A 26,665-nucleotide genomic window follows, 5' to 3' on the forward strand; every position below is an offset into this window, starting at 1 on the left:
CGGGCGGCACCTGCTTCTGTTTTAAACCTGTTTTCCCAAAAGTACGCAAAAAGCGCTACTTGCGGGCAGACTTATAATATTGGTCCACGGCGGCGGCAATGTCGCGGGCCCCCTCGGCGTGGCCGGGGCGGCGGGCATTGGTGCTGATGAGCGTGCCGTCTGGGGCAATCAGGAAATACGTGGGGAAGTTCTTCACGTCATAGTCCTGCAGGATCCTGGCCGAAAGGTCTGGGGCGTACAGCTGAGTGCCCGGCAGTTTCTTCTGGGCCGTATTAGCTTTCCAGGTATTGAAGTCCTCCCCCACCGATACCTGCAGCAACACAATGTCTTTGTCGGCCAGTTGCTGCGCGAAGTATTTGTAGGCCTGCTGGTCTACGGTACAGATGCCGCAGTGCGTGCGCCAGAAGCCTAGGTACACCATCTTGTTCTTGAACTGGCCCAGAGAAACGCTGTCGCCGTTGGCCGAAAGCAAGGTGAACGCCGGCGCCGTGCTGCCCAGCCCAATGCGGCGGTGCTGCTTGTATTGGGCGTTCACGAAAGCCACAAACGTGGGGTGCTTGGCTTCTTTCTGAAAATCTGCGTACATGGCGTCGGTATCGGGCACGTACCCAAACCGGATGGACTGGGACAGGATGCGGGCCAGCATCATGTCGCGGGCTGTACCCTGCAACTCTTGCTTGGCCATGCTGTACAGCGTAGGGTAATAGTCGCGGTCGGCCTGGCCGGGTTTTGCCTGCAGGGCCTTGAACTGGAAGTAGTTGTTCAGGAAATCAAGGTAGGCCTGGTTGCGCAGCGCGCCGGGGGCGTTCAGGTTCACCTGCTTCAGAAAATCATAGTAATTGGCCGAAAGCTGGGGCGGCAGATCGCCCACGCGCTTGCGCACCTCCACGTACGTGAGCCGGTCCAGGGCGTAGCTGAAGTCAATCTGCGCCTGCGCGTACTGCTTGAAGGCTTCTGAAACCTGGGCGTTTTTCAGAAATTTCTCCAGAAACTTGCGCTGGTCTTCGCGGCGCTCCTCCAGGAAAAGCAGAAACTCTTTCTCCCGCTTGTGGATGTTGTTGGGCAGGACCTGGTAATCTTCCTCTTCCTCAAACTTGCGCTCAAACTCCAGCAGGAAATTGTTCTCCTGCATGCCTTGTCCCTTCAGCTTGGCGCTGGTGACCATGTCCTCGGCGTCGGCGCGTACGTCCAGGCGGTTGCCGGGCTGCAGGTACAGCATGACCGACTCGGGCCCGTGCACTAACTCACCCAGCATGGCTTCGGGCAAGGGGGCGGTAAGGGTAAACTCCCCGTTCTGGTTAAGGGCCACCGTGTGCGACTCGCCGGAGTAAGAGGCCGGCACCGTGTACAACTCCAGCAGCACGCTGTCACTTACGGGGTTGTTGATTTTACCGGTAATGGTAACCGTTGCCTGCGCCTGGGCCAGGGTAACAGTGCCCAGGCAAAGCGCCACCGAAAGGGCCAGGGAAGACAATAACCTTTTAGAATAACGGAGCATTGCAGATAATTAGAAGGATGAACTATTCTGATAGTAATGGCTAGTGAACGCCCAGCCTTATCAGAATAGTTCAAATATAGCCCAACTACCCAAATAAACTACTAAATACCTCCTCAAGGCGGCTGGCCGCGTGAATTCTGATGTTGAACCGGTCCAGGTCTACTCCTTTTTTGTTATATTTTGAGATGTAGATGTCCTGAAAACCCAATTTTTCGGCCTCAGAGATGCGTTGCTCAATGCGATGTACGGCCCGTACCTCGCCCCCCAAACCAACCTCAGCGGCAAAGCAGGTGGTGTGCGGAATAGCCACATCTTCAAACGAGGAAAGCAGGGCAGCGCAAATGGCTAAATCCAAGGCGGGATCTTCCACTTTGAGGCCACCGGCAATGTTCAGGAACACATCCTGAGTGCCTAATTTAAAGCCGCCGCGCTTCTCTAACACGGCCAGGAGCATGTTCAGGCGCTTTACGTCAAAGCCGGTGGCAGTGCGTTGCGGCGTACCGTAGGTAGCGGGGCTCACCAGGCTTTGCACCTCAATGAGCAGAGGCCGGTTGCCTTCCATGGTGCCTCCAATGGTGATGCCGCTGAACGACTCCTCGCGCTGCGAGATCAGGATCTCAGACGGGTTGCTCACTTCTCTGAGGCCGGTGCCCAACATCTCGTAAATGCCCAGTTCAGACGTGCTCCCGAAACGGTTTTTAGTGGTGCGCAGAATGCGGTACGTCATGTGGCGGTCGCCTTCAAACTGTAGCACGGTGTCTACCATGTGCTCCAGAATCTTAGGCCCGGCCAGGTTACCTTCTTTGGTGATGTGCCCGATGAGAAACACCGGCGTGCCGCTCTCCTTCGCGAATTTGAGCAGCTCGGCGGTACATTCCCGCACCTGCGCCACGCTGCCTGCGCCGCTCTCAATAAAGGAAGAATGCAGCGTCTGGATGGAGTCAATGATCAGGACATCGGGCTGAAGCTGTTCAATCTGCTTGAAGATGTTCTGGGTGCCCGTCTCGGTGAGGATGAAGCAGTTGGGGTGCTGGGTGCCCAGGCGCTCGGCGCGCATCTTAATCTGCTGTTCGCTTTCCTCGCCGGAGATGTAGAGCACGCGCTGGCTGCGCAGACTCAGGGCAATCTGCAACATGAGCGTGGACTTCCCTATACCGGGTTCGCCCCCGATGAGCACCATGGAACCGGGCACAATGCCGCCGCCCAGCACACGGTTCAGTTCGGCGTCCTCGGTGATGATACGGGCCTGTTCAGAATAGGTGATCTCGCCAATGGGTTTGGGCTTGCTGGCCACCTGCTGGCTGCTGGTGCCTACTTTCCAGGCGGTGGTGGGCGTTACGTCCTCCCTGGCCACCACTTCCTCCACGTATGTGTTCCACTCGCCGCAGGCCGGGCAGCGGCCTATCCATTTAGCCGACTGCGCACCGCAGTTCTGGCAGAAATATGCTGTTTTGATTTTAGCCATAAAGATGATTGTTCCGCGCCGCGAAATAAGGTGAAGTTAAGGATTAAGCGGCAACTAACTAGGTACAGAGATAACAACTTCTTCCGTATAAATACTCCGTTTTGTCCTGTTTTTCTCAAAATACCCTGAAAACAACCCAATTGACTTTTCCTAAGTGTAGCCGTTGAGGCTTCTTTTTCGTTCATAGGTTTTGGGCTAACTCTAAGACCATGAAGAACATAAAGATTCCATTCGCATATCTCGTATTAGTGCTACTTGTCACGATTGCCGGGTTTGGCTGCCAGACTGCAGCTCCGGTTGGCACAGATACTTCGGCCAACGCCGCCGCCGATGCCAGAGCTCAGAACAGCCTGGCTCCCACCCGGGTAGACCTCAGAGGAACCATCACCCGGCGAGTGTATGACCGGGGCCAGGTGACCATTGAAGTAGAAGGCTACGGTACCGATACCCGATTTTCCCGTTATAACCGGGGCTACGTGTTGGTAACGCCCGTTACCCAGATTGTGGGGCTGAACGGAGGCTCCATTAGTCTGAGCGAGCTCTATGAAGGACAGAACGTAGCCATTCTGATGCGCGGCGGCGGACGCGGAAACTTTGTGGGCCTGGGCGTTGCCCGGAAGATGTGGATTGAGCCGAGGTACTGATTCTGAGCTGGTTTTCGTAAATTGCCGCCAAATTGGTTTTTCTTCTGCTCTCTGTATGTGTAGCTCTTTCTTTCGTTCTGCCCTGTTGCTTTGTGGGCTGTTTTTTATGTGCTCTTTGGTTTGTGTGGCGCAGGCCGGAAAACCCATCAAAATTGCCGATCTGGAGATTCAGGTGGCCGGTACCAAGCAGCCAGCCACCCAGTACCAGTACGCTTTTCAGGCCGGCGATGTGATTGTACTGGACCTGGAGAACAAAACCAAGACCAACTACAAGGTAACCGTGCAGGAGTATTTCTCTAAATCGCCGCTGTATAGCATAGAGGAAACCAGGAAACTGAACAATTTGCGCCTCACGGTGCCGCAGAAATCGGTGTACACCATCACGCTGCAGAGTCTGTCTGAGACCAGCACCAGGAGCCATTTCACCCTCACCCGCATCCCCGGCACTGAGGCCACCCAGAATTTCAATACGCTGGTGGCCTGGCGCACCGTGCAAGACACCACCTGGACCACCACCACCGAGAAAGTACTGGTGAAAAACGATCTTAAATCTGAGACGGTAGTGGACAAGACGTTTCAGCTGGCTTCCCTCACAAACATCACCCGCAACAACCGCAGCACCGAGCGCTTTAAGCTGCCCGCCGGTACCAAGCACTGGGTATACTGGGTTGGGGTGGGGCAGGAATCTGTCCAGTCTTTGCAGGAAACCGGTAAGACCTTGGCCAAAGGTGCCACAGCCCTGCTGACCGGGGGCAACCCCTTGGTGGCGTTCGGGCTGGGATTGCTGCCGCAGTTGCCGCAGGTGAAATCCAGCGGGTACATCAGCTATTACCTGTTCAACAAGAACAACGCCTACCTGTTCACCGAGGATGAGGACGGCTGGAAGCCTTACGGTGTAGCCAAAGGCAAAGACGTGCTCTCAGATTACGGCAAAGTGCTGGCCAGCCAGACGCCTAAAACCGAGGACGGGTACCTGTATCTGGGCTTTGAGAACCCTAGCACCATCACTGGCCTGGATCTGACCCTGAAAGTGGTAGCTTTTATAGACAACCCCGTGTACCAGACCCGCACCGTGCGCAAACCGGCCAAGATCACCACGCGCCGGGAGCCTATCCTGGCGGCGGAATGAGTCCGGTTTAAGGTCATATTTTCAGAAACAGGCCAAAAACAGAATCGGTATCTTTGCAGGAGCTTCGGTTTAAGCCGGGCACCACGTGTATGAGCCTAGAACTTCCCGCTTCTTTCCAGACCCGCATGCAGAACCAACTAGGGGAGGCTTTCCCGGCCTTTGCCGAGGCATTGGACCAGCCCTCGCCCACCAGCATCAGGGTGAACAAAGCCAAGCTGCCAGTGCCTGCCGGTTTGCCGCCGGTGCCCTGGACCGAGACCGGGTTCTACCTGGCCTCACGCCCCAGCTTCACCCTGGACCCGCTGTTCCACGGCGGCGCTTACTACGTGCAGGAGGCCAGCTCCATGTTTCTGGAGCAGGCCCTGAAGCAAAGCGTTGACCTAACCCAGCCCTTGGCCGTGCTGGACCTATGCGGCGCGCCCGGCGGAAAATCCACGCACATCGCCTCGCTTATTTCTCCAGATAGTTTGTTGGTGGCCAACGAAGTCATCAAACCCCGGGCGAATATCCTGGCCGAGAACCTGCAGAAATGGGGCAGCGGCAACGTGATCGTGACCAACAATGACCCCAGCCACATTGGCCAACTCACGGGTTTCTTCGACGTGATGGTAGTGGACGCACCCTGCTCCGGCGAAGGCATGTTCCGCAAAGATCCTGATGCCATCAACGAGTGGTCAGAAGCCAACGTGAAGCTCTGCTCTGAGCGCCAGCGCCGTATTCTGATGGACGTGTGGGATGCCCTCAAGCCCGGCGGTGTTCTGATTTATAGTACCTGTACCTACAACCAGGAAGAAAACGAAGAGAACCTGGCCTGGCTGGCCCGCCAGCAAGACGCTGAAACCATCCCGCTGCAACTCCTCCCTGATTGGGGCGTGACCGCCACCGAACTGGAAGGCATGCACGGCTACCGCTTCTACCCGCACCGCACCCAGGGCGAAGGCTTCTTCCTGGCGGCCGTCCGCAAAACCGAAGGCGAGGAAGCCCGGCCTTACCGCAAGAGCAAGCGGCCATTCCTGGTGAGCGCCTCTAAGCAGGAAAAGGGTTTGGTGCAGGATTGGTTAAAAGAGTCCCAAAACTGGGAGATTGTGAAGCACAAAGATACCCTGCGGGCACTTCCCAAAGCTTGGATGCTGGAACTGGAGCAACTATACGAAAATCTGCGCGTGGTCTACGGCGGCATAGAGGTGGCCGAGGTCATGAAGAACAACGCCAAGCCGCTGCCGGCCCTGGCGCTTTCCCAGCATTTGTCCCCAGACGCTTTCCCGCATGCAGAGGTAGACTTGGCCACCGCCCTCAAGTTCCTGCACCGCGAAGATGTGGTCCTGGAGAATTCCGCCAACGGCTGGGTGCTGGTGCAGTTCAACGGCGTGGGCCTGGGTTGGGGCAAAAAGCTCCAGAACCGCGTCAACAACCATTACCCCAAAGAATGGCGCATAAGAATGAGCCTGGATGAAGCTTTGCAGCCCCAGAACCTGGCAGGGCTGTTTACCTTAGGACGCGTTTGATGCCATGTAGTGGCAGCTTACACAGTTAGACTGCTTCTGCTAACCCCTCCGTTGGCGTGAGTTTGCAACTCATGCCTGAAGACGTTTCCGCTGGCGCGAACGCTCCAGACTCGTGCCTACAGATGCCAGATAGTCTCCTGATTATCCTCGCTGCACCGCAGCGATTCTACGCATTGCTGAGGAACCATAGTCAAACTACAGCACGGTAATTATTCCCGTTTTATGCTATGAAGCTACCTGAGAAAGGCGCGGAAGTAACTTCCGCGCCATAGGGCAACACAAAAGATAGTTCCGGCGAGTCAGGAGCGTTCGCACCATCCCTAATCACGAGATCAGAGTCTCGCGCCAGCGGTTCTCTAAATTATTCCAAGAGTAATCCTGGGTTCAGGAACCCCATGCGCTACTATCCGCTACTATGGCGCGGAAGTAACTTCCGTGCCTTTCCCCTTAACACAAGGTATGGAAGTAACTTCCGCGCCATCATGAACATCAAAATGTTGCGGAGCAGTTTACTTCATTTCGCGGTTAGCTTATAAAAATTGAAAATGGTGTTTTGGAGCCGATTTCCAGAAATCAGTTCCGAAACACCATTTTTCCTCTAAGCGCTAAAACCTAAGGTCTTGCTACGTGATACTTGCTACGTGCTACCTCCCTACTCCACGTACAGCACCAGGCCTTTCAGGTACTCCCCTTCCGGGTGGAAGATGCTCACCGGGTGGTCGGCGGGTTGGGAGAGGTGGTGCATCACTTTCACGTTACGACCAGCTTCAATAGCCGCTGCCATAACCGTGCTCTGGAAGAGGTATTTGTCTACTACGCCGGAGCAGGAGAAGGTGAACAGGATGCCGCCCGGCTTTATTTTCTGGATGGCCTCGGCGTTCAGGCGCTTGTAGCCCATGAGCGCGTTGTGGCGCACTTTCTGGCTTTTGGCGAAGGCCGGCGGGTCCAGGATGATCAGGTCGTACAGGCCTTCTTTTCCTTTCAGGAACTCAAAAGTATCTACGGCATAGGCTTCGTGGCGGTCCTGACCCTGGTTCAGCTCGGCGTTCTGGTTTGTGAGGTCAATGGCTTTTTTGGAGACATCCACGGAGTGAACAGCCTTAGCCCCGGCGTTGAGCGCGTAAATGGAGAAACCGCCGGTATAGCAGAAGGTGTTCAGCACGGTTTTGCCGGGAGCGTAGTGCGCCAGCAGATCACGATTCTCACGCTGGTCAATGAAGAAGCCGGTTTTCTGGCCCGTCACCCAATCCACCAGAAACTTGTTGCCGTTCTCGGTGACCACGTGCGGTACCGGCGTGTCGCCGAACAGGTACCCGTTCTGGCCCTGCACCGGACCTTTGGCGGGCAGCGTCTCGGCCGATTTATCGTACACGGCGGTCAGTTTTCCGTCATACACCTCCATCAAAGCCTGCGCAATGTGCTGTCGCACGTGGAACATGCCCACATTGTGCGCCTGCAGCACGGCGGTGTTGCCGTAGATGTCTATGATCATGCCGGGCAGTTGGTCGCCCTCGGCGAAGATAAGGCGATAGACATCGGTATTGGGGTTGTCCAGGAAGCCTTGCTGGCGGCGGTACTCCACGGCTTTCTGCACGCGGCTTCGCCAGAAATCATAGTTGGGCTCTACTTCTTCAAAGGAAAAAATCCGCACGGCAATGGAGCCGGGTTGGTAATGGCCGGTGCCCAGGAACTCGCGGCGGTTAGAGTATACCGCCACTATATCGCCTTCCTGCACCTCGCCCTCAATCTTCTTGATGGCCCCTGAGAAAACCCACGGGTGGAAGCGTTTGAGCGAGATTTCTTTGCCGGCGTGCAGTATAACGGAAGGAAGTGTTGTCATAATCCAGAAGGTACGCGGTAGAAGTAGCGTACGTTTTTGCGTTGTTTCTGCAAAATTCGGGAAAAAATCCGGGTTTGCGGCGGGAGATGGAACGGTTCTTCGTAAACTCGCTCTGGATGAGTCTTGCAACGCTCATTCGCACATTCACTCCCTCACTCATTAAAATTGGAAGATACCCGACTGCCCATTGTTGACCTGCACTGCGACCTGACCGGCTACCTGGCCTGGATACCTGGTTCCACCCCCATGGATGTGGACATCATAGGCTGTGCCATTCCACACTTGCAGGCCGGCCGGGTGCGGCTGCAGACCATGGCCTTCTTCACGCCCACCGAGCCGGGCAGCGCTGCCTTTACCTTAAAACAAGCCCAACTTTTCAGGGAGAACCTGCTGCAGAACCAGGATGTGTTTACACTGGTGCGCCCCAGGGAACTGGCAGCCCAGGTGCTCCACGCGGACCGGGTAGCCCTGGTGGCGGCCATTGAGAACGCCTCGGGGTTGTGCGAGGAAGATGAACCGCTGGGCCTGGCTTTTACCCGGCTGGAGCAGATCATCCAACTGGCCGGTCCGTTGCTGTACATCAGCTTTACCCACGTAGATGAGAACCGCTTCTCCGGTGGAAACTTCACCCCCGGCATCGGCCTGAAGTCAGATGGAGAAGAACTGCTCCGATACCTAAGCGGCAAGCGCATTGCCGTGGACTTGGCCCATACCTCAGACGCCGCTGCCTATGATCTGCTGAACTTCATTGACAAACACGGGCTGGACATACCCATCATCGCCAGCCATTCTAATTTCTGGGTGGTACATAATGAGGCCCGCAACCTGCCGCCGGAATTGGTGCAGGAAGTGGTGCGTCGCCAGGGACTGATAGGCATTAATTTCCTGAAGAAGTTTGTGCACCCAACCCGGCCCGAGGTGCTGCTGGAGCACATCCGCCATGGCTTTGAGCACGCCCCGCAAGCTCTCTGTTTCGGGACCGATTTTTTCCAGGAGTCCGGCATCATGGAAGGTGGCGAATCTTATTTCCATCCGCAGCACCGCAATGCAGCGCAGTATCAAACCATTCTAGAGACCTTGAAAGAACAGTTCTCGGCAGAGCAGCTGTCGGCACTCAGTTACGGAAACGCGGTGCACTTCATGGAAAGGCTGTGGGGCGAAGGTTGAGGTTATGGGAGTCGTTTTGGGCTTGTTTTACGGGAAATAGCCCGGAAACAAAAATAAGGTGAATAGGTGCCAGAGTTCTGCCGGAAACTTTGTAGGTTACCTGCAGAACCAATCCCTACGGCCCTGCCTACCCTTTTTTAATCGCTCTTCCCCCCACCCGTATGTCTGTTACGCCTACGTTACGTTTTGCCCTCTTTTCCCTTGGCTTGTTCCTGATGTGCGCCTTCGGGCCGAAGCAATGGCTGCAGGATGGGGTGCTGCAGAAAATCATCGCGCAGCTCCAGCAATTCGGCAAGAGTTATCCGCAGGAGAAAGTCTACCTGCACCTGGACAAGCCGTACTACGCCGCCGGCGAGGATGTGTGGTTCAAGGCCTACCTGGTAGACGCGGCCACCCATGCGCCCAGTCCCATCAGCAAGGTGCTGTACGTAGATCTGGTAACACCAGAAGATTCTATTTACCGGCGCGTGGTCGTGAACATGGAGAACGGCATGGGTCGGGGTGACCTGGCGCTGGAAGACACCATTCCCGAAGGGCAGTACCGCCTGCGGGCCTACACCAGCTGGATGCAGAACTTTGACGAGGCCTACTTCTTCCACCAGAACGTGCGGGTGTTCAACCCCAGGCTGGCGGACCTGGTGCCCTCCGTTCATTTTAGTTTCAAGCGGTACGGCGCGGGAGACTCGGTGTGGGCCGATGTGGCTTTGCGGAACCTCAAGGAAGAACCGCTGGCGCAGTGGCCCGTCGCGTTCCATACCCGCATGGGCAAGAAAATTTCGGCGAGGCGCAAAGCAATCACCAGCAAGGAAGGAAAGGCGCGCTATGCGTTCTTTCTGCCAACCGGCGAGGCCCGGCAACCGGCCCAGCTTTGGCTGAGCCTTAAAGAAGGCAAAACAGAGATGCAGCGGCACTTCCAGATTCCGCAGGCCAGCGAGCAGGTGGAGTTGGAGTTCTTCCCCGAGGGCGGCGAGCTGGTCCAGAACATGTGGAGCGTGGTGGGCTTCAAGGCGGTAGACGCCAACGGGCTGGGCAAAGACGTGCAGGGCCATGTGGTGGACGACACCGGCCGGAAAGTAGCGGATTTCAAAAGCTTGAAGTTTGGGATGGGGCGGTTTGGGTTTCTGCCACAGCCGGGCAAACGCTACGTGGCCCTGCTCCAAAACCCTAACGGCTCCCAGACCCAATACCCGCTACCCGCCGCTCGGGCCAAAGGCGTGGTTATGCGCGTAGACAACAGCAAGCCAGACGCGGTGCAGATAAGGGCTTACCTGGTGGGCTACGCCGGCGCCGAAGACCGGCCGGCCTCCCTCAGCATGGTGGCGCAGAGCCGGGGAACCGTTTACTTCACGGGGCATACCGCCGCCGCCAAAGACCTGATCCAGATGAGCGTGCCGCGGCATAAATTGCCCACGGGCGTGGTGCAGTTTACGCTTTTCTCCCACACCGGTGATCCCCTGGCCGAACGGCTGGTCTTCGTGAACCGCCAGGACCAGTTGCAGCTCACGCTCACGCCAGACAAGCCCAGCTACAAGCCCCGCGAGAAAGTAACCATGCACCTGCAGGCCCACAACGCGGAGGGCACTCCAGTCTCGGGGCACTTCTCCGTGGCCGTCACCGATGCCCGGAAAGTTACCCCAGAGCCGTACGCCCCCTCTATTCTGTCTACCCTGTTGCTTACCTCAGACCTGCGCGGCCACATTGAGCAACCGGGCTATTACTTCTCGCCGGAACCGGAAGCCCCCGAGGCCCTGGACAACCTCATGCTCACCCAGGGCTGGCGCCGGTTTGTGTGGAAAGACCTGCTGCAGGAGAAACCGCTGGCCTTGCCTTTTCCCGTGGAACGTGGTATGGCGGTAACGGGCACGGTGCAGAGGCCGTCCGGCAAGCCTGAAGCCAACGCCATTGTGACCCTGATCAGCCTGCGCGCGCCGGGCATGCTGCTCCTTGACACCACCGATGCCCAGGGAAGGTTCGCGTTTGGCCTGGCCACGTTAGATGACAGCGCCCATGTGGTCGTGCAAGCCCGCACCGCCAAGGGCAAAGACTGGCTGGAGGTACTCCTGGACAAGGGCGTGCCCGTTCCGCCGGTCTCCCGGCAAGCTCCTGCCCACGTGCCGCCCGCCCTGCTCTCGCAAAGCACCTGGGCCTACCTCAGAAACAACCGGGAGCAGTTGCGGCTGGATCAACTGGCCGGGAAAAGCGTTTTGCTGAGTTCTGTGGAAATCAGGGCCAAAAAGATACGGACAGAAGAACAGGAGCTGCGCCAAGGCCAACTCTACCAGGAGCCCGACCACAGCCTCAAGGCTTCAACCCTGCCGCCCGCCATGGATCTTATTTCAGCGCTGCAGGGGCGGGTTGCGGGCGTAATGGTGGTAGGTGGCCAGGTCTCCATGCGCGGCAGCGGGCCCCCGCTTTACCTGCTAGACGGCATGCCCGTGGAAGTGGAGCTCATTAAAGGCATTTCCCTGACTGAGGTGGAAGCCATTGACATCATTAAGCCGGGGCCTATGGCTACCATCTTCGGCTCACGCGGTAACGGCGGGGTTATCTCGGTCATCTTGAAAAGGGGCGGCACCAGTGCTCCCGCTTCTACGCGCTACCGCGGAATTGCCGCCTACCGGGGCGTCAGGCTGCAGAGGGCCCGGGAATTCTATATGCCGCAGCACCAACGGGCCGCAGAGGCAGAGTTGCCAGACCTGCGCACCACCCTGTACTGGAGCCCCATCGTTACCACAGATGCCCGGGGGCAGGCCTCGTTCTCGTTTTACTGCGCAGACCCGCAGACCACCTACCAGGCCGTGGTGGAAGGCCTCACCGCCCAGGGGCAGTTGGGCCGGGCCACCACCCAGCTGCAGGTACGGTAAGGCAGGGGGCAACTTTTTCGGTTTACGGGCTGTTTTCCCAGAAACAAGGCAAAAACACAGGTCAGCAAATGAGCCGGAATTTCGTATCTTTGCCCCCTGAATTAAGTAACGCAGAAGATGTTAGATAAACTGGAAGCAATCAAGGAACGGTTTGAGGAAGTAAGCCAGCAGCTCATCCAACCAGATGTGGCCAGCGACATGAAGCGATTCAAGACGCTGAACAAGGAGTACAAAGACCTGGAGAAGATTGTAGCCGAATACGAGCGCTATAAATTGTTGCTCAGCAACATTGAACATACCAAGCAGGTGATCGCCACGGAAAAAGACGAGGATTTCCGGGAGATGGCCAAGGAGGAACTGGACGAGCTCCTGCCGCAGCGCGACCAGATGGAGGAAACCATCAAGGAAATGCTCATCCCCAAAGATCCAGATGACAGCAAAGACATCATCATGGAGATCAGGGCGGGCGCCGGTGGCGATGAGGCCTCCCTCTTTGCCGGTGACTTGTTCAGAATGTACAGCCGCTTCGCTGAGAAGCAAGGCTGGAAGATGGAGCTCATTGACGCCATGGAAGGAACCGCCGGGGGCTACAAAGAGATCATTGTGGGCATCAAAGGCGAAGACGTGTACGGCAAGCTCAAGTTTGAGTCTGGGGTGCACCGCGTACAGCGCGTGCCGGCCACCGAAACGCAGGGCCGTATCCATACCTCGGTAGCCTCGGTGGTGGTGCTGCCCGAAGTAGAGGAGCTGGACATTGAGATCAACATGAACGACATCCGGAAAGACCTCTTCATGTCCTCAGGACCGGGCGGGCAGTCGGTGAACACCACGTATTCTGCCGTGCGCCTTACCCACATCCCCACCGGTATTGTGGCGCAGTGCCAGGACCAGAAATCGCAGCTCAAGAACTTTGACAAGGCCCTGGCGGTGTTGCGCTCGCGTCTGTACGAGATTGAGCTGGCCAAGAAGAACGAGGCTGAAGGTGCCCAGCGCAAGAGCATGGTGGGCAGCGGCGACCGCTCAGACAAGATCAGAACCTACAACTATCCGCAGGGCCGCGTAACCGATCACCGCATCGGGCTTACCGTGTACAACCTGCCCACCGTTATGGAAGGCAACATTGACGAGTTTGTAGAGCAACTACGCATTGCCGAAAACGCCGAGCGCCTGAAAGAAGGAGTACAGGCGTAAGTTCAGCCTAAAAACGAAAAGCGCGACCTGTGATGGGTGGCGCTTTTTTTATTCTGTTTATCTTAGTTATTGCCAACAGTAACGCTCCAGGTGGGCGGTATATATCTTTACAGACGAGTAGATGATTAAGCGGCACTTTTCCTTTGCTTCCCTGAACGCTTTCCTGCAAAGCCTGGCTTTGGCCTGCCTGGTGGGCTGGTGGTTGAGTGCGTGCACGCCGCGCGACGAGGAGATTACCCCAGACGGCAGCGCCCTGCTGCGGTTTGAGGCAGACACCGTCTTGTTTGATACCGTCTTCACGGAGGTGGGCAGCATTACCAAGCGCCTCAAAGTCTACAACCCCCACAAGAACGCCGTTCGCATCTCAGAGATAAAGGTGGCCGGCTTGGGAGCTTCGCCTTTTGAGGTGGTGGTCAACGGGCTGGCGGGGCCGCAGGTGCAGGACGTGGAGCTGCGGGGCAAAGACAGCCTGCTGGTGCTGGTGAAAGCCACCATTAACCCTACGGCGGCTGAGCAGCCTTTCCTGGTGAACGACTCGCTCCTGTTCCTGACCAACGGAAACCAGCAGAAGGTGAAACTGGTGGCCTACGGACAGAACGCTCGCTACTACCAGCGCCAGTACACCACCGCCTCCGGCGAAGTCTGGACGGCGGCCAAGGCGCACGTAATCTATGACTCGGTTACGGTGCCAGCGGGGCAAACGCTTACCATCCAGAAAGGGAGCCAGGTGCACCTGCACGGCAAGGCCAAGATCAAGGTGTTGGGCACGTTGCGGGTAGAAGGGGAACATGAGAAGCGGGTGGTCTTTCAGCAAGTGCGCCGTGAAGAACAATACCGCAATGCGCCGGGGCAGTGGCAGGGCTTGGAGTTTGTGGCCACTGGGCAAGGGCAGATCAGCTACGCCGAAATCAAGAATGCCGTAAACGGGGTGTACCTCAAAGCCCAGGGCGATGCCGTACCAGAGGTAACCTTGCGCAATACCCTGGTGAAAAACATGCTGCACGCCGGGGTGTTGAGCCATGGCGGCCAGGTGCACCTCCAGAACAGCATCATTACCAACTGCGCCGAGTACGCCCTGGCGGGGCTGGGTGGCGGCCGGTACCAGGTGGTGTTCAGCACCCTGGCCAATTTCGCCTATGACTTTATCCGGTTCACGCCCTCCTTTGTGTTTGAGGAGCGGTACGAGGTAGAGGGCAAGCTCATCCGGCAGGGCAATTACCAGGTAGACATCCTGAACAGCATTTTGTGGGGGCGGCAAGAGGAAGAGCTACGGTTTGGGGCCATGACCGGCACCTCCGGCAGAACCATCCGTAACTCCTTCCTGAAAACCCAGGCCTACCGGGCCGAGTTTGGGCAGAACGGCAACCAGCTCAACGTAGATCCGCAGTTCCGCGACGCCCCTAAGTTTGACTTCCAGCTCATCAAGCTCTCGCCGGCCAACGCGGCGGGCGTGCCGGTGCCCGGCATTACCGCCGATTACGAGAACAAACCCCGTGACGCGCAGAAGCCCGATGCCGGCGCCATGGAGGTAGACTATTAATCTTTTGCGTGCCTATGAAATGGTTTCAGAAATCTTTGCGGCTGCCGGCCGTAAAACGGGGTTTTCACCTCATCACTGATCTGGTAGAGTCTCAGTTGCCCGAGTTGGAGGAAATAGAGGTGGGCCTGGCGCATATCTTCATCCAGCACACCTCGGCCAGCCTGTCCATCAACGAGAACGCCGACCCCACCGTGCGGCATGACTTTGAGCAACATTTCAACCGCATGGTGCCCGAGAACGCGCCCTATTACCGCCACACCCTGGAAGGCGCAGATGACATGCCCGCCCACCTCAAGGCGGCGCTGCTGGGCACCTCTGTCACGGTTCCTGTCACCAACGGGCGGTTTAACCTGGGCACCTGGCAAGGCATTTACCTCTGCGAACACCGAAACCACGGCGGCAAGCGCACCGTGGTGGTCACCTTGCAGGGCAAATAATTTCACAATTACTGTACGCTAGAAAGCCGGTTTGGGGCCGTTTTCTTGAAAACAGCCCCAAACCGGCTTTCGGGTTTCAGGTAAGATTAGGATGCCTAATGGTTGAACCGCAGCCCCACCGAAAGGTCTATCCTGGATAGGTTCTCGTAGTTCTCCTGGTCCAGCTTCACGGTGCGGGTAGAGGTGCCGGAGCTTACCTCGTACTCGCGCAGGGTGCCCGTTACCATTGACAGCTGAAAGCCCAGCGACAGTTTCTTGGCAATGCGCACGTCGTACCCCAAATCGCCGGACAAGCCCACGGTGCTGCCTTTAATGGTGAAGCGGTCATTCACCTGCACCACCTCATCGGTGTAGCCCAGGTAGCCCAGGCCCAGGTTAGCGAAGAAGCCGTTCAGCTTGTTGGCGCTCAGCATTCTGGAACTGAAGTATGGGCCTACAAACGTCACGCTGATCTTGTCGCTCATCTTGCCGTGGATGATGGTGCCCCCAGATGACACCGCCGATACATCGTTTATCTCGTTCGATGCCCGGTAGGTGCTGTACCGCAGGCCCGCCCCCATCTGCTCAGAGAAGTAGTAGGCTGCATCGGCGCTTATATTATAGCCTTTCTTCAACCCTTCAATGTATTCCTTGAAATCGGCGGGCACGCCGTCATTGACGCTGGCCAGGCGGTAGCTCCAGCCGCCGCTCACGCCCAACCGCAGGCGCGGAAACATCTGGAGGTCCTCCTGGTATTTGTAGTCCTCGGGTAGGGCGCTGGTGGCGTAGAAATTATGCTGGTAATTCTTGATCAGGTGACGGGAAAGCAGCGTCTTGCGCACCTCGCCTTTGTGCACGAAGGTAAAGTACACCCGGTCTCTGGCCACTTTGCTGATCTTGCAGTTGAGGGAGTCGCCCTCCTGGGTGACAATCAGGTCCTGGGCCTGCAGGAAGTGGGCGGTAACGGTAAGGAATAGAAGGAGTAAAAGTTTTTTCATTTTTTCTTAGCGGCTTTTTCTTTGATGGATTGCAGTTCAAGGCTGCCGGTGCTTTTGTCTACCACGGTAATCTGCGGATGGCCCACAAAGGCTCCCATGCTCAGGCCGCAGCGCACGTAATACTCTTTGCCCAGCTCTATCTTAATGGGTTCCTCCACCTTTCTCTCGGTCCTGGCCCACAGTGTATTCAGGCCGTCTTTCTTCACTTTGATGGTCTGCTTCCAGTTGTTCTTCACGCGGCAGAGCAGCGAGTCGCCCAGGAAAAGGTCATAGTTCACCAAGGGGCCCATTCCGCTGGCGCGGTACACGTGCAGCAGCGCATAGTCTGCGTCTGGGATGCTGTTGTCCTCCGGAGCGGACGCGGTACTCACCAGCGCCTCGTCAAAGTTGCTTACCCGCAGAATCTTGGCGGTAATGCGGTGGCAGGAGCTGGTCATGAGGTTGGGCTGCAGGTGTTCCACCAGTTTAAGGGCGTTGCCGCCGGCCTGGCGGGCTTCAGCCTTGGCTTTCTCCAGCACCTGCTCCAGGCCGCAGTTCACGGAGAAGCCGGTGTCAGTGATCTTAACCAGGCCCACCTCTTCGGCACTGGCCGGGTAGGCATCCTGCAGGCCGTAGACCCGCACGTCTTCGCGGTAGTCAAGGGGAGAATAGGAAGAGGAAAGTTTGGTGGAAACTTTTGGGGCACACGCTGCCAGTACCAGGCCGAGCAGCAAGAGGCGGAGGTTTTTCATGAAAGCAGAATAGTATAAAGGGTAGTTAAGAAAGGGGGAAACGAAGATAAGGGTTTCCCGCCATACCCTCCTAGCGAAGAGCAGGCCCAGCCCAAAATTTTCCTGCTAAAGCCGCCGCTGCGGGCTTATCTGGTATACCCTGCCCGCGGAAAGCACACCGTGAACGTGCTGCCCTGGCCCAGAGTGCTTTCTACCTGAATGGTGCCGCCCAGCGCTTTTACCTGCACATGGGTAAGGTAAAGCCCCAGGCCCTTAGACTGCTCAGTTTTATGGAATACCTTGTACAGCCCAAACAGATTCTGGCCTATTTTCTCCAGATCCATGCCTAACCCATTGTCTGAGACAGAGAGGCAGAGGGAGTCTGGCGTGCTCCAGCTCTTCACCAACACTTTGGGCTGGCGGTCTGGGGCGCGGTACTTGAGGGCGTTGGAGATAAAGTTGTGCAGAATGCTCTCCAGGTACAGCTTGGGCATGTACAGGGTGCTTACCTCCAGGTGGGTGTTGAGCTCCGCCTGGGTTTGGGCAATCACCGCAGCTAGGTTCTGCTTTTCCTTGGCAATCAGTTCGGTCAGTTGCACCTCTTCCTGCGGCAGCTGTTTTACCAGGTGCGTCTTCAGGATCACGTTGAGGTCTTCAATGGTTTCCGACATGTTCTCGCTTACCCGTTGCACCTGCCGCATGACGTAGTCTGCGGTTTCCTGGCCGGGTTCTGCGGTGTAGAACTGGTGCAGACTTTTGATGGTGGCCAGGGGCGAGCGCAGGTTGTGGGACGTGATGTAGGCAAAGTCCTCCAGCTGCGCGTTGCGGTTGCGGAGCTGCTCTGTATTGAGCAACAGTTCCTGGTTCAGGTTCTGGAGCTCGGCTGCCTGGTTGCGCAGCCTGATGGCAATCAGGTCCTTGAGCAGCACCTGGGTCATCTCCACCTCGTTCAGGGTCCAGGGCCGGGACTTACCCCTGATCACCTCCACCCACTTCTCAAAGGATTTGCGCGGATGGATGCGCAGGTTGTCGCCCAGCGCCGGCTTCTCGGGGTTGCCCGCCCAGGTGATGGTTTCCTTGATCTCGGGCTTAAAGAACAGCAGGTATTCCTGGTTGTACCTGGAAATCTCCAGCGCCAGCAGGCCACTGGCCCTCTCCCTGAAGCCTTCGGCCGCCGGCCAGGCAGCAGACAGCTGGTGGGTGGAGAAAACGCTGTCAGGCACGGCGCCCGCAAGCCAGCGCACCAGTCCCTCAATTTCCTCCAGGGTGGGCGTTAGCCCGATGGTGACCAAAGTGCCGTCTACCAGCAGGGCCGCGCCGTGGCTTTCAGTCAGGTGCAGCAAGGTGGGCTCCTGACCGAACAGCGCCTCCTGAAGGGGCACGCCGCTGTTGAGCCGCTGCACCAGGGTGCGCTCCACTTCCTTGTAGCGGCCGTACTGCTCCAGGTCGCGCTTCTCCTGAATGGAGGCAATCACATTTCCGAAGGTTTTGGTGACCACATCGGCCAGTTGCCGCCGCCACACGTCTATGTACACCGGCTCAGCATGGTGGCAGGCAATCACGCCCCAGAGGGTATCTTTCACCAGGATAGAGAACGAGATGGTGGCCGCCACCCCTGTGTTGCGGATGTACTCCAGGTGGATCTCTGAGGGGTTGCGCAGCTCTGAGCGCAGAATATTGGTGGGCCTGCCGGTAGTGGGGTTGTAGTACGGGTGAATGGCCACTGGGGTGGCGTTTACGTCTGGGATTTGCCGCACGTGCTTCTGCCGGAGCAGTTCCCGGGCCTGGGCCGGGATGTCAGAGGCCGGGAAGTGGTGGCCAATGAAGGAATTCAGGCGCCCGGTGCGGCTTTCGGCAATCACGTCGGTGTTCCACTCCTGGTCAAACTGCGTGATCTTTACGCGGTCATAGCCCAGAATAAGGCGCAGGGCATCGGCCACGGCCTGGGCCACCTGCTCCAGCGTGAACAAGGTATTGAGCTGTTGGTGCAGGCGGTTCAGGAGCGTGTTGTGCCGCATCTTCTCCGCGTCTGGGTACGGGCGTACCGGCTCACACTCCAGGATTATTTTTGCCCCGGATTGGTGAAAATGGCCCAGAAACGGCAGGCCCGCAAGCGTCAGGAACTGGGAGTCGGGCAGGGTCAGGTCCAGGGTGGCGTCTTCAGGGGCAAGCAGAAACTCCAGCGGCTGGCCCAGCAGCTGCGCCGGGGAAAAGGGAAGAAACTGCCCCACGTTCTGGCTAACCTGCTCCATCTGCCGTGAGGCCGCGTCTACCACCGCCAGGAAACCGTGCGGTTGAATCTGGCCAATGAGGTGAATAGGTTCTTTTTCGCAGTTGGTGAGGTCTACCTTGTGGTTCAGATAATTTTGCATGCTACTTCTTGCTTCCCCGCATTCTACTCTCTAAGGGAACAGCAGCGCGTGCAGGGTTTACGGGGAACAATCAAAAAACGTGGTAATTTTTCCTACCTTTCTGATCTTTACCACCTTTATCCTGGGCGCTAAGGTACACTATTTATTTTAGCTTGTTTTAGCGTGCAGGCCAATCTACCCCACTATGTTTATCTCCCTCAGTACGTTTACCGTTGCCAATGACACCCACGAGCTGGTGAAGGAGGCATTCAGGAACCGGCCCCGCCTGGTAGAGGAAGCCCCGGGTTTCCTGCGGCTGGAGGTCTTGTCGCCAGAGGACAACCCCAGGGAAATCTGGCTGAAAACCTACTGGACCGATGAGGAAAGCTTCAAAACCTGGTACAAGAGCCACCACTACCACGACTCCCACCACGGCATCCCGAAGGGAACAAAGCTGGTGCCTGGCAGCGTAAGCGTGCGGTATTTCCGGCTGGTAGGCGAGTAACCGGGAATGGCCTGACGGCTAGCGGATCACTTCCCCGGTGACGCGGTAGCGGTCGGGCTCCATCAGGAGCAGTTTCTGCGTTTCATCCAGCGAATACCGGAGCAGCCGCGGCGAGGGGCCAGATGGCGCCTCCAGGTGCAGGAGTTTCTGGGTCTGGAACAGCATGTTTTCCTGCACAATGGTGGCGTCTAACCGCACCAATTGTCCCTGGGCATCCAGCGTGTAGGTTACTTCCTTCACATTGGAGGCAACATCTTCCTTGGCTTGGTACCGGTGCACCTGCTGGCCCTGGGCGTTGAAGGATGTGGTCTTGGTGAAAAGCCCGGTAAGGGCTGGCTTGTTGATGTCGGCATCGGCGAACGGGCCCAGTTCCTCTGCCCAGTTGAGGGTAGAAACGGTCTTTGCCTCCTTAATAACACCTCCCTCCGATACTGTTTTGCGGGCGGCGGCTTGCTGGGCAGAAAGGGCCTTTGCCTCCTGGTCCAGGAAGCCGGCCAGGTCATACGCCTGCTGGGTGCGCCTTGCCGCCGGAGCCGCCGTGTCTTCCTGGCAGGCGCTTGCCCCCACCGCAAGGGCCGCACATATAATAACCGCTGATTTCTGGAGCCACTGGCGGGCGGGCAGTAGAGTAGGCATGGTGTACGCGAAGGCTAATAGGTGAGAACGGGCGTTTTGGGCCTGTTGTACGCAAAACAGATAAAAAACGGAGACAAAGCACGCCAAAGCCGCTCCTTTGTCTCCGTTTCCTATAGATCAGGGGTTACTCCGTGGCAGGGATCAGCAGCGAGGTGCCGGTCATGTCAGCGGGAGCCTGTACGCCCAGGAGGGCCAGTACGGTGGGGGCAATGTCGCCCAGTTTCCCGTCCTGCAGTTCTCCTTTGTAGTCGTTATCGGCTAAGATCACGGGCACCAGGTTGGTGGTGTGGGCAGTGTTGGGCGTGCCGTCTGGGTTGCGCATCACATCGGCGTTGCCGTGGTCGGCGATGATGATGGACGCGTACCCGTGTGCCAGGGCGGCGTTCACCACAGCCTCGGCGCACCGGTCAACCGTTTCCACCGCTTTCACGGCCGCCTCAAACACGCCGGTGTGGCCCACCATGTCTGGGTTGGCGAAGTTGAGGCAGATAAAGTCAGCGGTCTCCCCTTCTATCTCGGGCACAATGGCGTCTCTGATGTCAAAGGCGCTCATCTCGGGCTGCAGGTCATAGGTGGCCACTTTAGGCGAAGGGCACAGCAGGCGCTTCTCGCCCTCAAACGGCTGCTCGCGGCCGCCGGAGAAGAAGAACGTCACGTGCGGGTATTTCTCGGTCTCGGCAATCCTGATCTGGGTTTTGCCGGCGTTGGCCAAAACTTCGCCCAGGGTGTTGGCCAAGTTGTCTTTGTCAAAGATGGGCTGCACGCCTACAAAGGTGTCATCATAGTTGGTGAGCGTGTAGTAGCGCAGGTTCAGGGGCTGCATGTCCTGCTCAGGGAAGGCGCGCTGCGTCAGGGCCTGCGTGATCTCGCGGCCCCGGTCGGTCCGGAAGTTGAAGCAGATCACCACGTCACCCTCCTGAATCTTGGCGGTGGGTTCGCCTTCCTCGTTCAGGCACACAATGGGCTGGATAAACTCATCGGTGGTGCCGTTGTCATAGGACTCCTGCACGGCTTCGCGCCAGTTCACCGAGCCCCGGCCGTTGGCGTGTACCAGCAGGTCATAGGCCAGTTTCACGCGTTCCCAGCGGTTGTCACGGTCCATGGCGTAGTAGCGGCCAATGATAGAGGCTAGTTTTCCGCCGGTTTTATCTAAGGTAGCCTGTAAATCGGTCAGGTACGCCAGGCCGCCTTTGGGGTCGGTGTCGCGGCCATCAGTAAAGGCGTGCACAAATACGTCTGAAACGCCCTCTTCCTGCGCAATGGTGCACAGGGCCTTGAGGTGGTCAATGTGCGAGTGCACGCCGCCGTCAGACACCAGGCCAATGAAGTGTACGGGCTTGTTGTGCTGGCGGGCGTATTGCCAGGCGTCTTGCAGCACCGGGTTCTGGCCCAGGGTTTTCTCCCTAATGGCTACGTTCACGCGCACCAGGTCCTGGTACACCACGCGGCCCGCGCCCAGGTTCATGTGGCCTACCTCAGAGTTACCCATCTGCCCTTCGGGCAGGCCCACGGCCTCGCCGGAGGCCTGCAGGCGGGCGTGCGGAAAACGGTGGAACAGGGAATCCATGAAAGGAGTATTCGCGTGTGCTATCGCCGATACGGAAGGGTCTGTTCCCAGTCCCCACCCGTCTAGAATCATCAAAAGTACCTTTTTGCTCATGCGCGTAAAGATACAAGCCTAGCTTGAAAAAAGAGCCATGGCGGTTTGTTTCTGCAGATTTCCTGTATCTTTAGGCCGGTGAACTTATCTGCCTTTGGCATAGTTTTGGCACTGAAGAAGTAAAACTTGGGAAACAAAGACATGAAAAATTTCAGAAGATTGATGGCGATGACCTTGGTGCTGTTGGGAATACTGGTGGGTGCCGGACAGGTTGCTGCTCAGTCTGACGTTATGGGCGGCATTCAGTCGGCTATCAGGGCGGGTTCCTCGCGCGACCTGGCCCGCTACTTCAATTCTAAGGTAGACGTGAACATAGACGGCGACAACGGCAGCTACAGCCAGAGCCAGGCCGAGATGGTGGTGCGTAACTTCTTCAGTAAAAACGCCCCGCTGGGGTTCAGCTTTGACCACCAGGGCGGCTCAGAAGACGGCCAGCGCTACGCCATTGGCAAATACGCCCACAAGGGCGGCCGCTACAACGTGGTGGTGAAGGTGAAGAAGTACGGCGATTCCTATAAGATTGACACTATTGAGTTTAAATAACCAGATATATTCCCCTTAACTGGACAATCCAAAGAAAAGGCACCAAATGTTTGGTGCCTTTTTTTATTTTTGCACTGTGAAAGCATCCTACCTTACCCAAGAAGGCATGAGGGCCTTTATCCGGCAGGCCCTGCAGGAAGACGTTGCCGACGGCGACCACTCGTCTCTGGCGGCCATTCCGGAGACTGCCCAGAACCAGGCCAAGCTCCTGGTGAAAGACCGGGGCGTGCTGGCCGGGGTAGAACTGGCGTGGAAAATCTTCCATGAAGTAGACCCCACGCTGCGGCTGGAGGTGTTTTTACAGGACGGCGCCCAGATCAGTCCCGGGGACGTGGTGTTCACCGTGCACGGCAAGGCCCGGTCTATCTTAACCGCCGAGCGGCTGGTACTCAACTGCATGCAGCGCATGAGCGGCATTGCCACCTACACCCAGAGCCTGGTGAAGCTGATTGAAGGCACCGGCGCCCGGTTGCTGGACACCCGCAAGACCACGCCTAACTTCCGGATGATGGAGAAATGGGCCGTGCTGATTGGCGGCGGCACCAACCACCGGTTTGGCCTGTATGACATGATCATGCTCAAAGACAACCACGTGGACTACGCCGGCGGCATCAGGCAGGCCATTGAAGCCACGCACCGCTACCTGGAGAAGCTGGGCAAGCCGCTCAGGATTGAGGTGGAAACCCGCAACCTGGCCGAGGTGCGTGAGGCGCTGGAGACTGGCGGCATTGACCGCATCATGCTGGACAACTTTGCGGTGGATACGCTGCGCGAAGCGGTGGCGCTGATTGGCGGGCGGTACGAGACCGAGGCCTCAGGCGGTATTACGGAGCAGACCATCAGGGCGGTGGCCGAGACCGGGGTGAACTTTATCTCCGTGGGGGCCTTGACGCACTCTAACCGCAGCCTGGACCTGAGCCTGAAGGCGTTCAAAGATTAAGCAGCTGAACGGTCCACTAGCTTTAAAATATCGTAAACAAGTAAAAGAGAGAAAGAAAGAGGAGAAGCAGGCCGGCGCGTTTTGGGCGCATTATCTAGAAAACAGCCCCAAAACCTACCACGCCTGACACTAATTAACACTATGCAACAACCAAGTCAAAGAGGGGGGCAACGGGTTCAGCAACAGCAGCCTTTTAATCCGCTGGCAATCCGTACGAAGAAGAATCAGCTGGACAAGAATGATTACGCCAAAATGGCGCTAGCACAGGTCTGGAAGAAAGAGTGGTGGCGGGCGCTTATTCCGCTGGTGCTGTTCTCCCTGCCGGCAGCTTATGAGTTCTCCTGGTGGTGGGTGGCCGGTGCCGTAATTGTAACCGTGCTCTACATCCTGGTGCGCTCTGCGCAGGTGATGGGCGTGACCCAGATGGAGCAGAGCAACGTGCTGTTTGAGCGCGTGATGTTTGAGATAGACCAGCGCCAGATCCTGATGAAGCGCAACGACCGCGAGGGCATGGCCCTGCAGTGGGACATGATTGACCGCGTGAGCCAGACCAAAGACGCCTACCAACTGTACCTCAAAGGCCCGGCGGCCGACCAGTTGCCCAAAGGCTGGAAAGGCTGGCTGGCCAAAACCTTCAACGTGCCGGTGTTCCTGCACCTGCCGTACAAAATCTTCAACAGCCCCAATGATTTGAAATTGATGGAGTCCCTGTTGCGCCGTAAAAACCTTATTCCTGCATAAGCGTCTAAACCAAGAATCTGTTTTAGACTTAACTTCCTTAAAAATGATAAAAAATATCCTTTCTGTTTTTGCTGTAGCCGGTGCGCTTGTCCTGGCTTCCTGCAGCAGCCAACCGTCTGACCTGCGTCCTGAAGTAAAAGTTACCACCGACTACGTGCCCCCAGGAATGCGGAACAACACGGCCAACATTGACAATGGGAACAATGAAGAGGCCGTGACTCGTCCGGATGTACACATCAACCACGACGAGCACGAGAACCCTACCAATACCAAAAAGCAGGAAGAAGTTGCTCCTGCCCAGAAAAGCGTCCAAAAAGAAGCGGTAGAAAACCACGAATAGCCAACCCTGCCCGAAGCCCGTTTTTGGCCGGTTTTTCTGTAAACCGGCCAAAAACGGGCTTCGGCGTACCTTTTATTTTCTATGAGAAAGATTTTCATTGCCTGGGCCCTGGCCCTGGCCACCGCCGCCACGGTAACTTCCTGCAACAGTTCTGGCACGCAGGAGCAGCCCGCCACTGCAGAGCACCAGGGAGCAGCCCAGGATACCACAGCCGCCGGCACCCCAGCTCAGCAAATGGCCTACATCTGCCCCATGGAGTGCGAGGGCAGCGCCAGCATGCAGCCCGGCAAATGCCCGGTGTGCGGCATGGACCTGGAGAAAAACCCGGCGTATCAGGCCCCTGCTGACTCAACGGTTACCCTGTAAGGCTTCGCCCGAGGAGGTGCCGCTGAAACGGCCGCCTTCTTCCTCTTTCCCCGCACCCCCGCATGACACAACCGGCCGATTGGTTCCACACTTGGTTTGACTCGCCGTACTACCATGTACTGTACAGGAACCGTGATGCCCAAGAGGCCCAGCGCTTTTTAGACCGGCTGCTGGAGCACCTCAGGCCCAAGCCCACCTGCACGTTCATGGACCTGGCCTGCGGCAAAGGGCGGCACGCCGTGTACCTCAACCAGCAAGGCTATGAGGTCACCGGCCTGGACCTGTCTGAGCACAACATTGCCTACGCCCGGCAGTTTGAGAACGAGAAGCTGCGCTTCTACGTGCATGACATGCGCGAGGTGTTCCGGCCAGAGGCGTTTGACTTTGTGTTCAACCTGTTCACCAGCTTTGGGTACTTCAAGGCCGATGCCGAGAACGTGGTAGCCTTGCGGGCCACTACCGCCGCCCTCAAAACCGGCGGCAAGCTGGTCATTGACTTCATGAACACGCCCCGGGTCATTGGGCGGCTGGTGGCGCAGGAAACCAAGCAGGTAGAGGGCATCACCTTCCACATCACTAGAAAAGTAGAGGCCGGCTTTATCCTGAAGACCATCCGGTTTGAGGACCAGGGCCAGCCGTATGAATTTGTGGAAAGAGTGCGGGCGCTCCACTATGAGGAGTTTCTGGAGTACTTCCAGATGGCCCGGCTGCGGTTGGCAGACGTGTTCGGCGATTACCAGCTAAACCCGTTTGATCCGCAGAAGAGCGAGCGCATGATTTTCATCCTGAAGAAATAACCCATGATAGTAGCGGTCTCCGTTCTATTTAGTACCGTGGTGCTGGCCGGTTGGCTGGTGCGTTTCCTGCCCCAGAACAACCAGCGCTGGCTAAAGTTGCTGCTGGCGTTTAGCGGGGCGTACCTGTTTGCGCTCACCATCCTGCACATTTTGCCAGATGTGCTGCTGAGTACCCAGGACCCGCACCGCGTGGGGTTCTACATTCTGGCGGGCTTTTTCCTGCAGCTGGTGCTGGAGGTCTTCTCGCACGGGGTAGAGCACGGGCACATCCACGCGCACCCGGCCGGGCAGCATGACCACCATCACGCGGGTGGCACGGTGCCAGTTCTGCTGTTGACCTCGCTGGTGATCCACTCGTTTCTGGAGGGCAGCGTAATGGTGCAGAGCCGCATGGCCGCCCAGCAGGTACATGAACACCTGCACAGCCACCACCATGTAGGCGACAACTTCTACCACATTCTGGCGGGCATTGCGCTGCACCACATTCCGGCGGCCATTGCGCTGATGTCGGTGCTGGTGACGCGGCTGCACAGTTTCCGGAAAGCCTTCGGGTACCTGCTCCTGTTTGCCGTGGCTTCGCCGCTGGGCTTGCTGTTCAGCAACTACGTGGCCCTGGAAAAGCTGCTTTCCGGCGAGGCCTATACCGTGCTGTCGGGTTTGGTAGTGGGCAATTTCCTGCACATTTCCACCACCATCTTGTTTGAAACCAGCCCAGAGCACCGCTTCAACCAGGGCAAACTGCTGGCCACGCTGGCCGGCGCCCTGATTGCCATTGCCGCGGGCATGCTGTAAATCTTCGCCATAACTAGCCTGCATAGA

Annotated in this window: 24 protein-coding genes; 16 read left to right on the top strand and 8 right to left on the bottom strand. The window is 57.4% G+C overall.

Annotated elements, in window-relative coordinates; genetic code table 11:
• Positions 1–55: 55 nt before the first annotated feature.
• Positions 56–1,498, bottom strand: coding sequence for a peroxiredoxin family protein (locus JT718_RS06375; protein ID WP_205501337.1), 1,443 nt, complete (start codon positions 1,496–1,498; stop codon positions 56–58).
• A gap of 85 nt (positions 1,499–1,583) precedes the next feature.
• Positions 1,584–2,963 (bottom strand): DNA repair protein RadA, encoded by a 1,380-nt coding sequence (gene radA / locus JT718_RS06380; RefSeq protein ID WP_205501339.1) that lies wholly within the window; start codon positions 2,961–2,963, stop codon positions 1,584–1,586.
• 209 nt (positions 2,964–3,172) lie between these two features.
• Between radA and JT718_RS06385 the strand changes: the two genes are divergently transcribed.
• The 3 genes from JT718_RS06385 to JT718_RS06395 all read left to right on the top strand — a co-directional run bounded on the left by JT718_RS06385 (position 3,173) and on the right by JT718_RS06395 (position 6,241).
• On the top strand, positions 3,173–3,607 hold the full coding sequence (locus tag JT718_RS06385; RefSeq protein ID WP_205501349.1) for a hypothetical protein: 435 nt from the start codon (positions 3,173–3,175) through the stop codon (positions 3,605–3,607).
• 106 nt (positions 3,608–3,713) lie between these two features.
• Entirely contained in the window at positions 3,714–4,736 is a 1,023-nt protein-coding gene (locus JT718_RS06390; protein ID WP_205501351.1) for a hypothetical protein, read from the top strand.
• 89 nt (positions 4,737–4,825) lie between these two features.
• On the top strand, positions 4,826–6,241 hold the full coding sequence (locus tag JT718_RS06395) for a methyltransferase RsmF C-terminal domain-like protein (protein ID WP_205501354.1): 1,416 nt from the start codon (positions 4,826–4,828) through the stop codon (positions 6,239–6,241).
• Between the two features lie 652 nt (positions 6,242–6,893).
• Here the strand turns inward: JT718_RS06395 and JT718_RS06400 are convergent.
• The gene (locus JT718_RS06400; protein WP_205501356.1) at positions 6,894–8,081 is read right to left on the bottom strand and encodes a class I SAM-dependent rRNA methyltransferase; all 1,188 of its coding nucleotides are present in this window, start codon (positions 8,079–8,081) and stop codon (positions 6,894–6,896) included.
• A gap of 165 nt (positions 8,082–8,246) precedes the next feature.
• Here JT718_RS06400 and JT718_RS06405 point away from each other — a divergent pair, with 165 nt between their 5' ends.
• The 5 genes from JT718_RS06405 to JT718_RS06425 all read left to right on the top strand — a co-directional run bounded on the left by JT718_RS06405 (position 8,247) and on the right by JT718_RS06425 (position 15,280).
• Positions 8,247–9,248: a dipeptidase gene (locus tag JT718_RS06405; protein WP_205501358.1), complete on the top strand. Its 1,002-nt coding sequence runs from the start codon at positions 8,247–8,249 to the stop codon at positions 9,246–9,248.
• Positions 9,249–9,409: 161 nt separating this feature from the next.
• Positions 9,410–12,112, top strand: a complete 2,703-nt coding sequence (locus JT718_RS06410) for a TonB-dependent receptor plug domain-containing protein (RefSeq protein ID WP_205501367.1) — start codon at positions 9,410–9,412, stop codon at positions 12,110–12,112.
• A gap of 117 nt (positions 12,113–12,229) precedes the next feature.
• Complete coding sequence (gene prfA / locus JT718_RS06415) at positions 12,230–13,303, top strand: peptide chain release factor 1 (protein ID WP_205501375.1); 1,074 nt, start codon at positions 12,230–12,232, stop codon at positions 13,301–13,303.
• A gap of 121 nt (positions 13,304–13,424) precedes the next feature.
• Positions 13,425–14,843, top strand: coding sequence for a hypothetical protein (locus tag JT718_RS06420; protein WP_205501377.1), 1,419 nt, complete (start codon positions 13,425–13,427; stop codon positions 14,841–14,843).
• A gap of 14 nt (positions 14,844–14,857) precedes the next feature.
• The gene (locus tag JT718_RS06425) at positions 14,858–15,280 is read left to right on the top strand and encodes a secondary thiamine-phosphate synthase enzyme YjbQ (protein WP_205501379.1); all 423 of its coding nucleotides are present in this window, start codon (positions 14,858–14,860) and stop codon (positions 15,278–15,280) included.
• Positions 15,281–15,375: 95 nt separating this feature from the next.
• On the opposite strand, the gene JT718_RS06430 is transcribed toward JT718_RS06425, so the two are convergent.
• The 3 genes from JT718_RS06430 to JT718_RS06440 form a co-directional block, all read right to left on the bottom strand.
• Positions 15,376–16,257: a hypothetical protein gene (locus tag JT718_RS06430; protein ID WP_205501381.1), complete on the bottom strand. Its 882-nt coding sequence runs from the start codon at positions 16,255–16,257 to the stop codon at positions 15,376–15,378.
• Positions 16,254–16,988: a hypothetical protein gene (locus JT718_RS06435; protein WP_205501383.1), complete on the bottom strand. Its 735-nt coding sequence runs from the start codon at positions 16,986–16,988 to the stop codon at positions 16,254–16,256. Before JT718_RS06435 ends, JT718_RS06430 begins: the two co-directional genes overlap by 4 nt.
• 125 nt (positions 16,989–17,113) lie before the next feature.
• Complete coding sequence (locus JT718_RS06440; RefSeq protein WP_205501387.1) at positions 17,114–19,339, bottom strand: ATP-binding protein; 2,226 nt, start codon at positions 19,337–19,339, stop codon at positions 17,114–17,116.
• A 184-nt stretch (positions 19,340–19,523) separates the two neighbouring features.
• Here JT718_RS06440 and JT718_RS06445 point away from each other — a divergent pair, with 184 nt between their 5' ends.
• Positions 19,524–19,823 carry an antibiotic biosynthesis monooxygenase family protein gene (locus JT718_RS06445; RefSeq protein WP_205501388.1) on the top strand — a complete coding sequence of 100 codons (300 nt, stop codon included), beginning with the start codon at positions 19,524–19,526 and terminating at the stop codon, positions 19,821–19,823.
• An 18-nt stretch (positions 19,824–19,841) separates the two neighbouring features.
• Here JT718_RS06445 and JT718_RS06450 read toward each other — a convergent pair whose 3' ends face one another.
• Together JT718_RS06450 and gpmI are read right to left on the bottom strand one after the other, a co-directional pair.
• Complete coding sequence (locus JT718_RS06450) at positions 19,842–20,459, bottom strand: hypothetical protein (RefSeq protein WP_205501389.1); 618 nt, start codon at positions 20,457–20,459, stop codon at positions 19,842–19,844.
• Between the two features lie 124 nt (positions 20,460–20,583).
• The gene (gene gpmI / locus JT718_RS06455; protein ID WP_205501390.1) at positions 20,584–22,119 is read right to left on the bottom strand and encodes a 2,3-bisphosphoglycerate-independent phosphoglycerate mutase; all 1,536 of its coding nucleotides are present in this window, start codon (positions 22,117–22,119) and stop codon (positions 20,584–20,586) included.
• Between the two features lie 141 nt (positions 22,120–22,260).
• Here gpmI and JT718_RS06460 point away from each other — a divergent pair, with 141 nt between their 5' ends.
• From JT718_RS06460 to JT718_RS06490, 7 genes are all read left to right on the top strand, one after another.
• Positions 22,261–22,662, top strand: coding sequence for a DUF4783 domain-containing protein (locus tag JT718_RS06460; RefSeq protein ID WP_205501391.1), 402 nt, complete (start codon positions 22,261–22,263; stop codon positions 22,660–22,662).
• Between the two features lie 76 nt (positions 22,663–22,738).
• The gene (gene nadC, locus JT718_RS06465) at positions 22,739–23,602 is read left to right on the top strand and encodes a carboxylating nicotinate-nucleotide diphosphorylase (protein WP_317195489.1); all 864 of its coding nucleotides are present in this window, start codon (positions 22,739–22,741) and stop codon (positions 23,600–23,602) included.
• 141 nt (positions 23,603–23,743) lie between these two features.
• Positions 23,744–24,343 (top strand): hypothetical protein, encoded by a 600-nt coding sequence (locus JT718_RS06470; RefSeq protein WP_205501393.1) that lies wholly within the window; start codon positions 23,744–23,746, stop codon positions 24,341–24,343.
• 43 nt (positions 24,344–24,386) lie between these two features.
• Complete coding sequence (locus tag JT718_RS06475) at positions 24,387–24,683, top strand: hypothetical protein (protein ID WP_205501394.1); 297 nt, start codon at positions 24,387–24,389, stop codon at positions 24,681–24,683.
• An 81-nt stretch (positions 24,684–24,764) separates the two neighbouring features.
• On the top strand, positions 24,765–25,049 hold the full coding sequence (locus JT718_RS06480; protein ID WP_205501395.1) for a heavy metal-binding domain-containing protein: 285 nt from the start codon (positions 24,765–24,767) through the stop codon (positions 25,047–25,049).
• 62 nt (positions 25,050–25,111) lie between these two features.
• A complete protein-coding gene (locus JT718_RS06485; RefSeq protein ID WP_205501396.1) occupies positions 25,112–25,846 on the top strand; it encodes an SAM-dependent methyltransferase in 735 nt (244 codons plus the stop codon).
• Between the two features lie 3 nt (positions 25,847–25,849).
• A complete protein-coding gene (locus JT718_RS06490; protein WP_205501399.1) occupies positions 25,850–26,638 on the top strand; it encodes a ZIP family metal transporter in 789 nt (262 codons plus the stop codon).
• The last annotated feature ends 27 nt before the right edge of the window (positions 26,639–26,665 follow it).

The organism is Rufibacter psychrotolerans (assembly GCF_016924645.1).
Taxonomy (GTDB): Bacteria; Bacteroidota; Bacteroidia; order Cytophagales; family Hymenobacteraceae; genus Nibribacter; species Nibribacter psychrotolerans.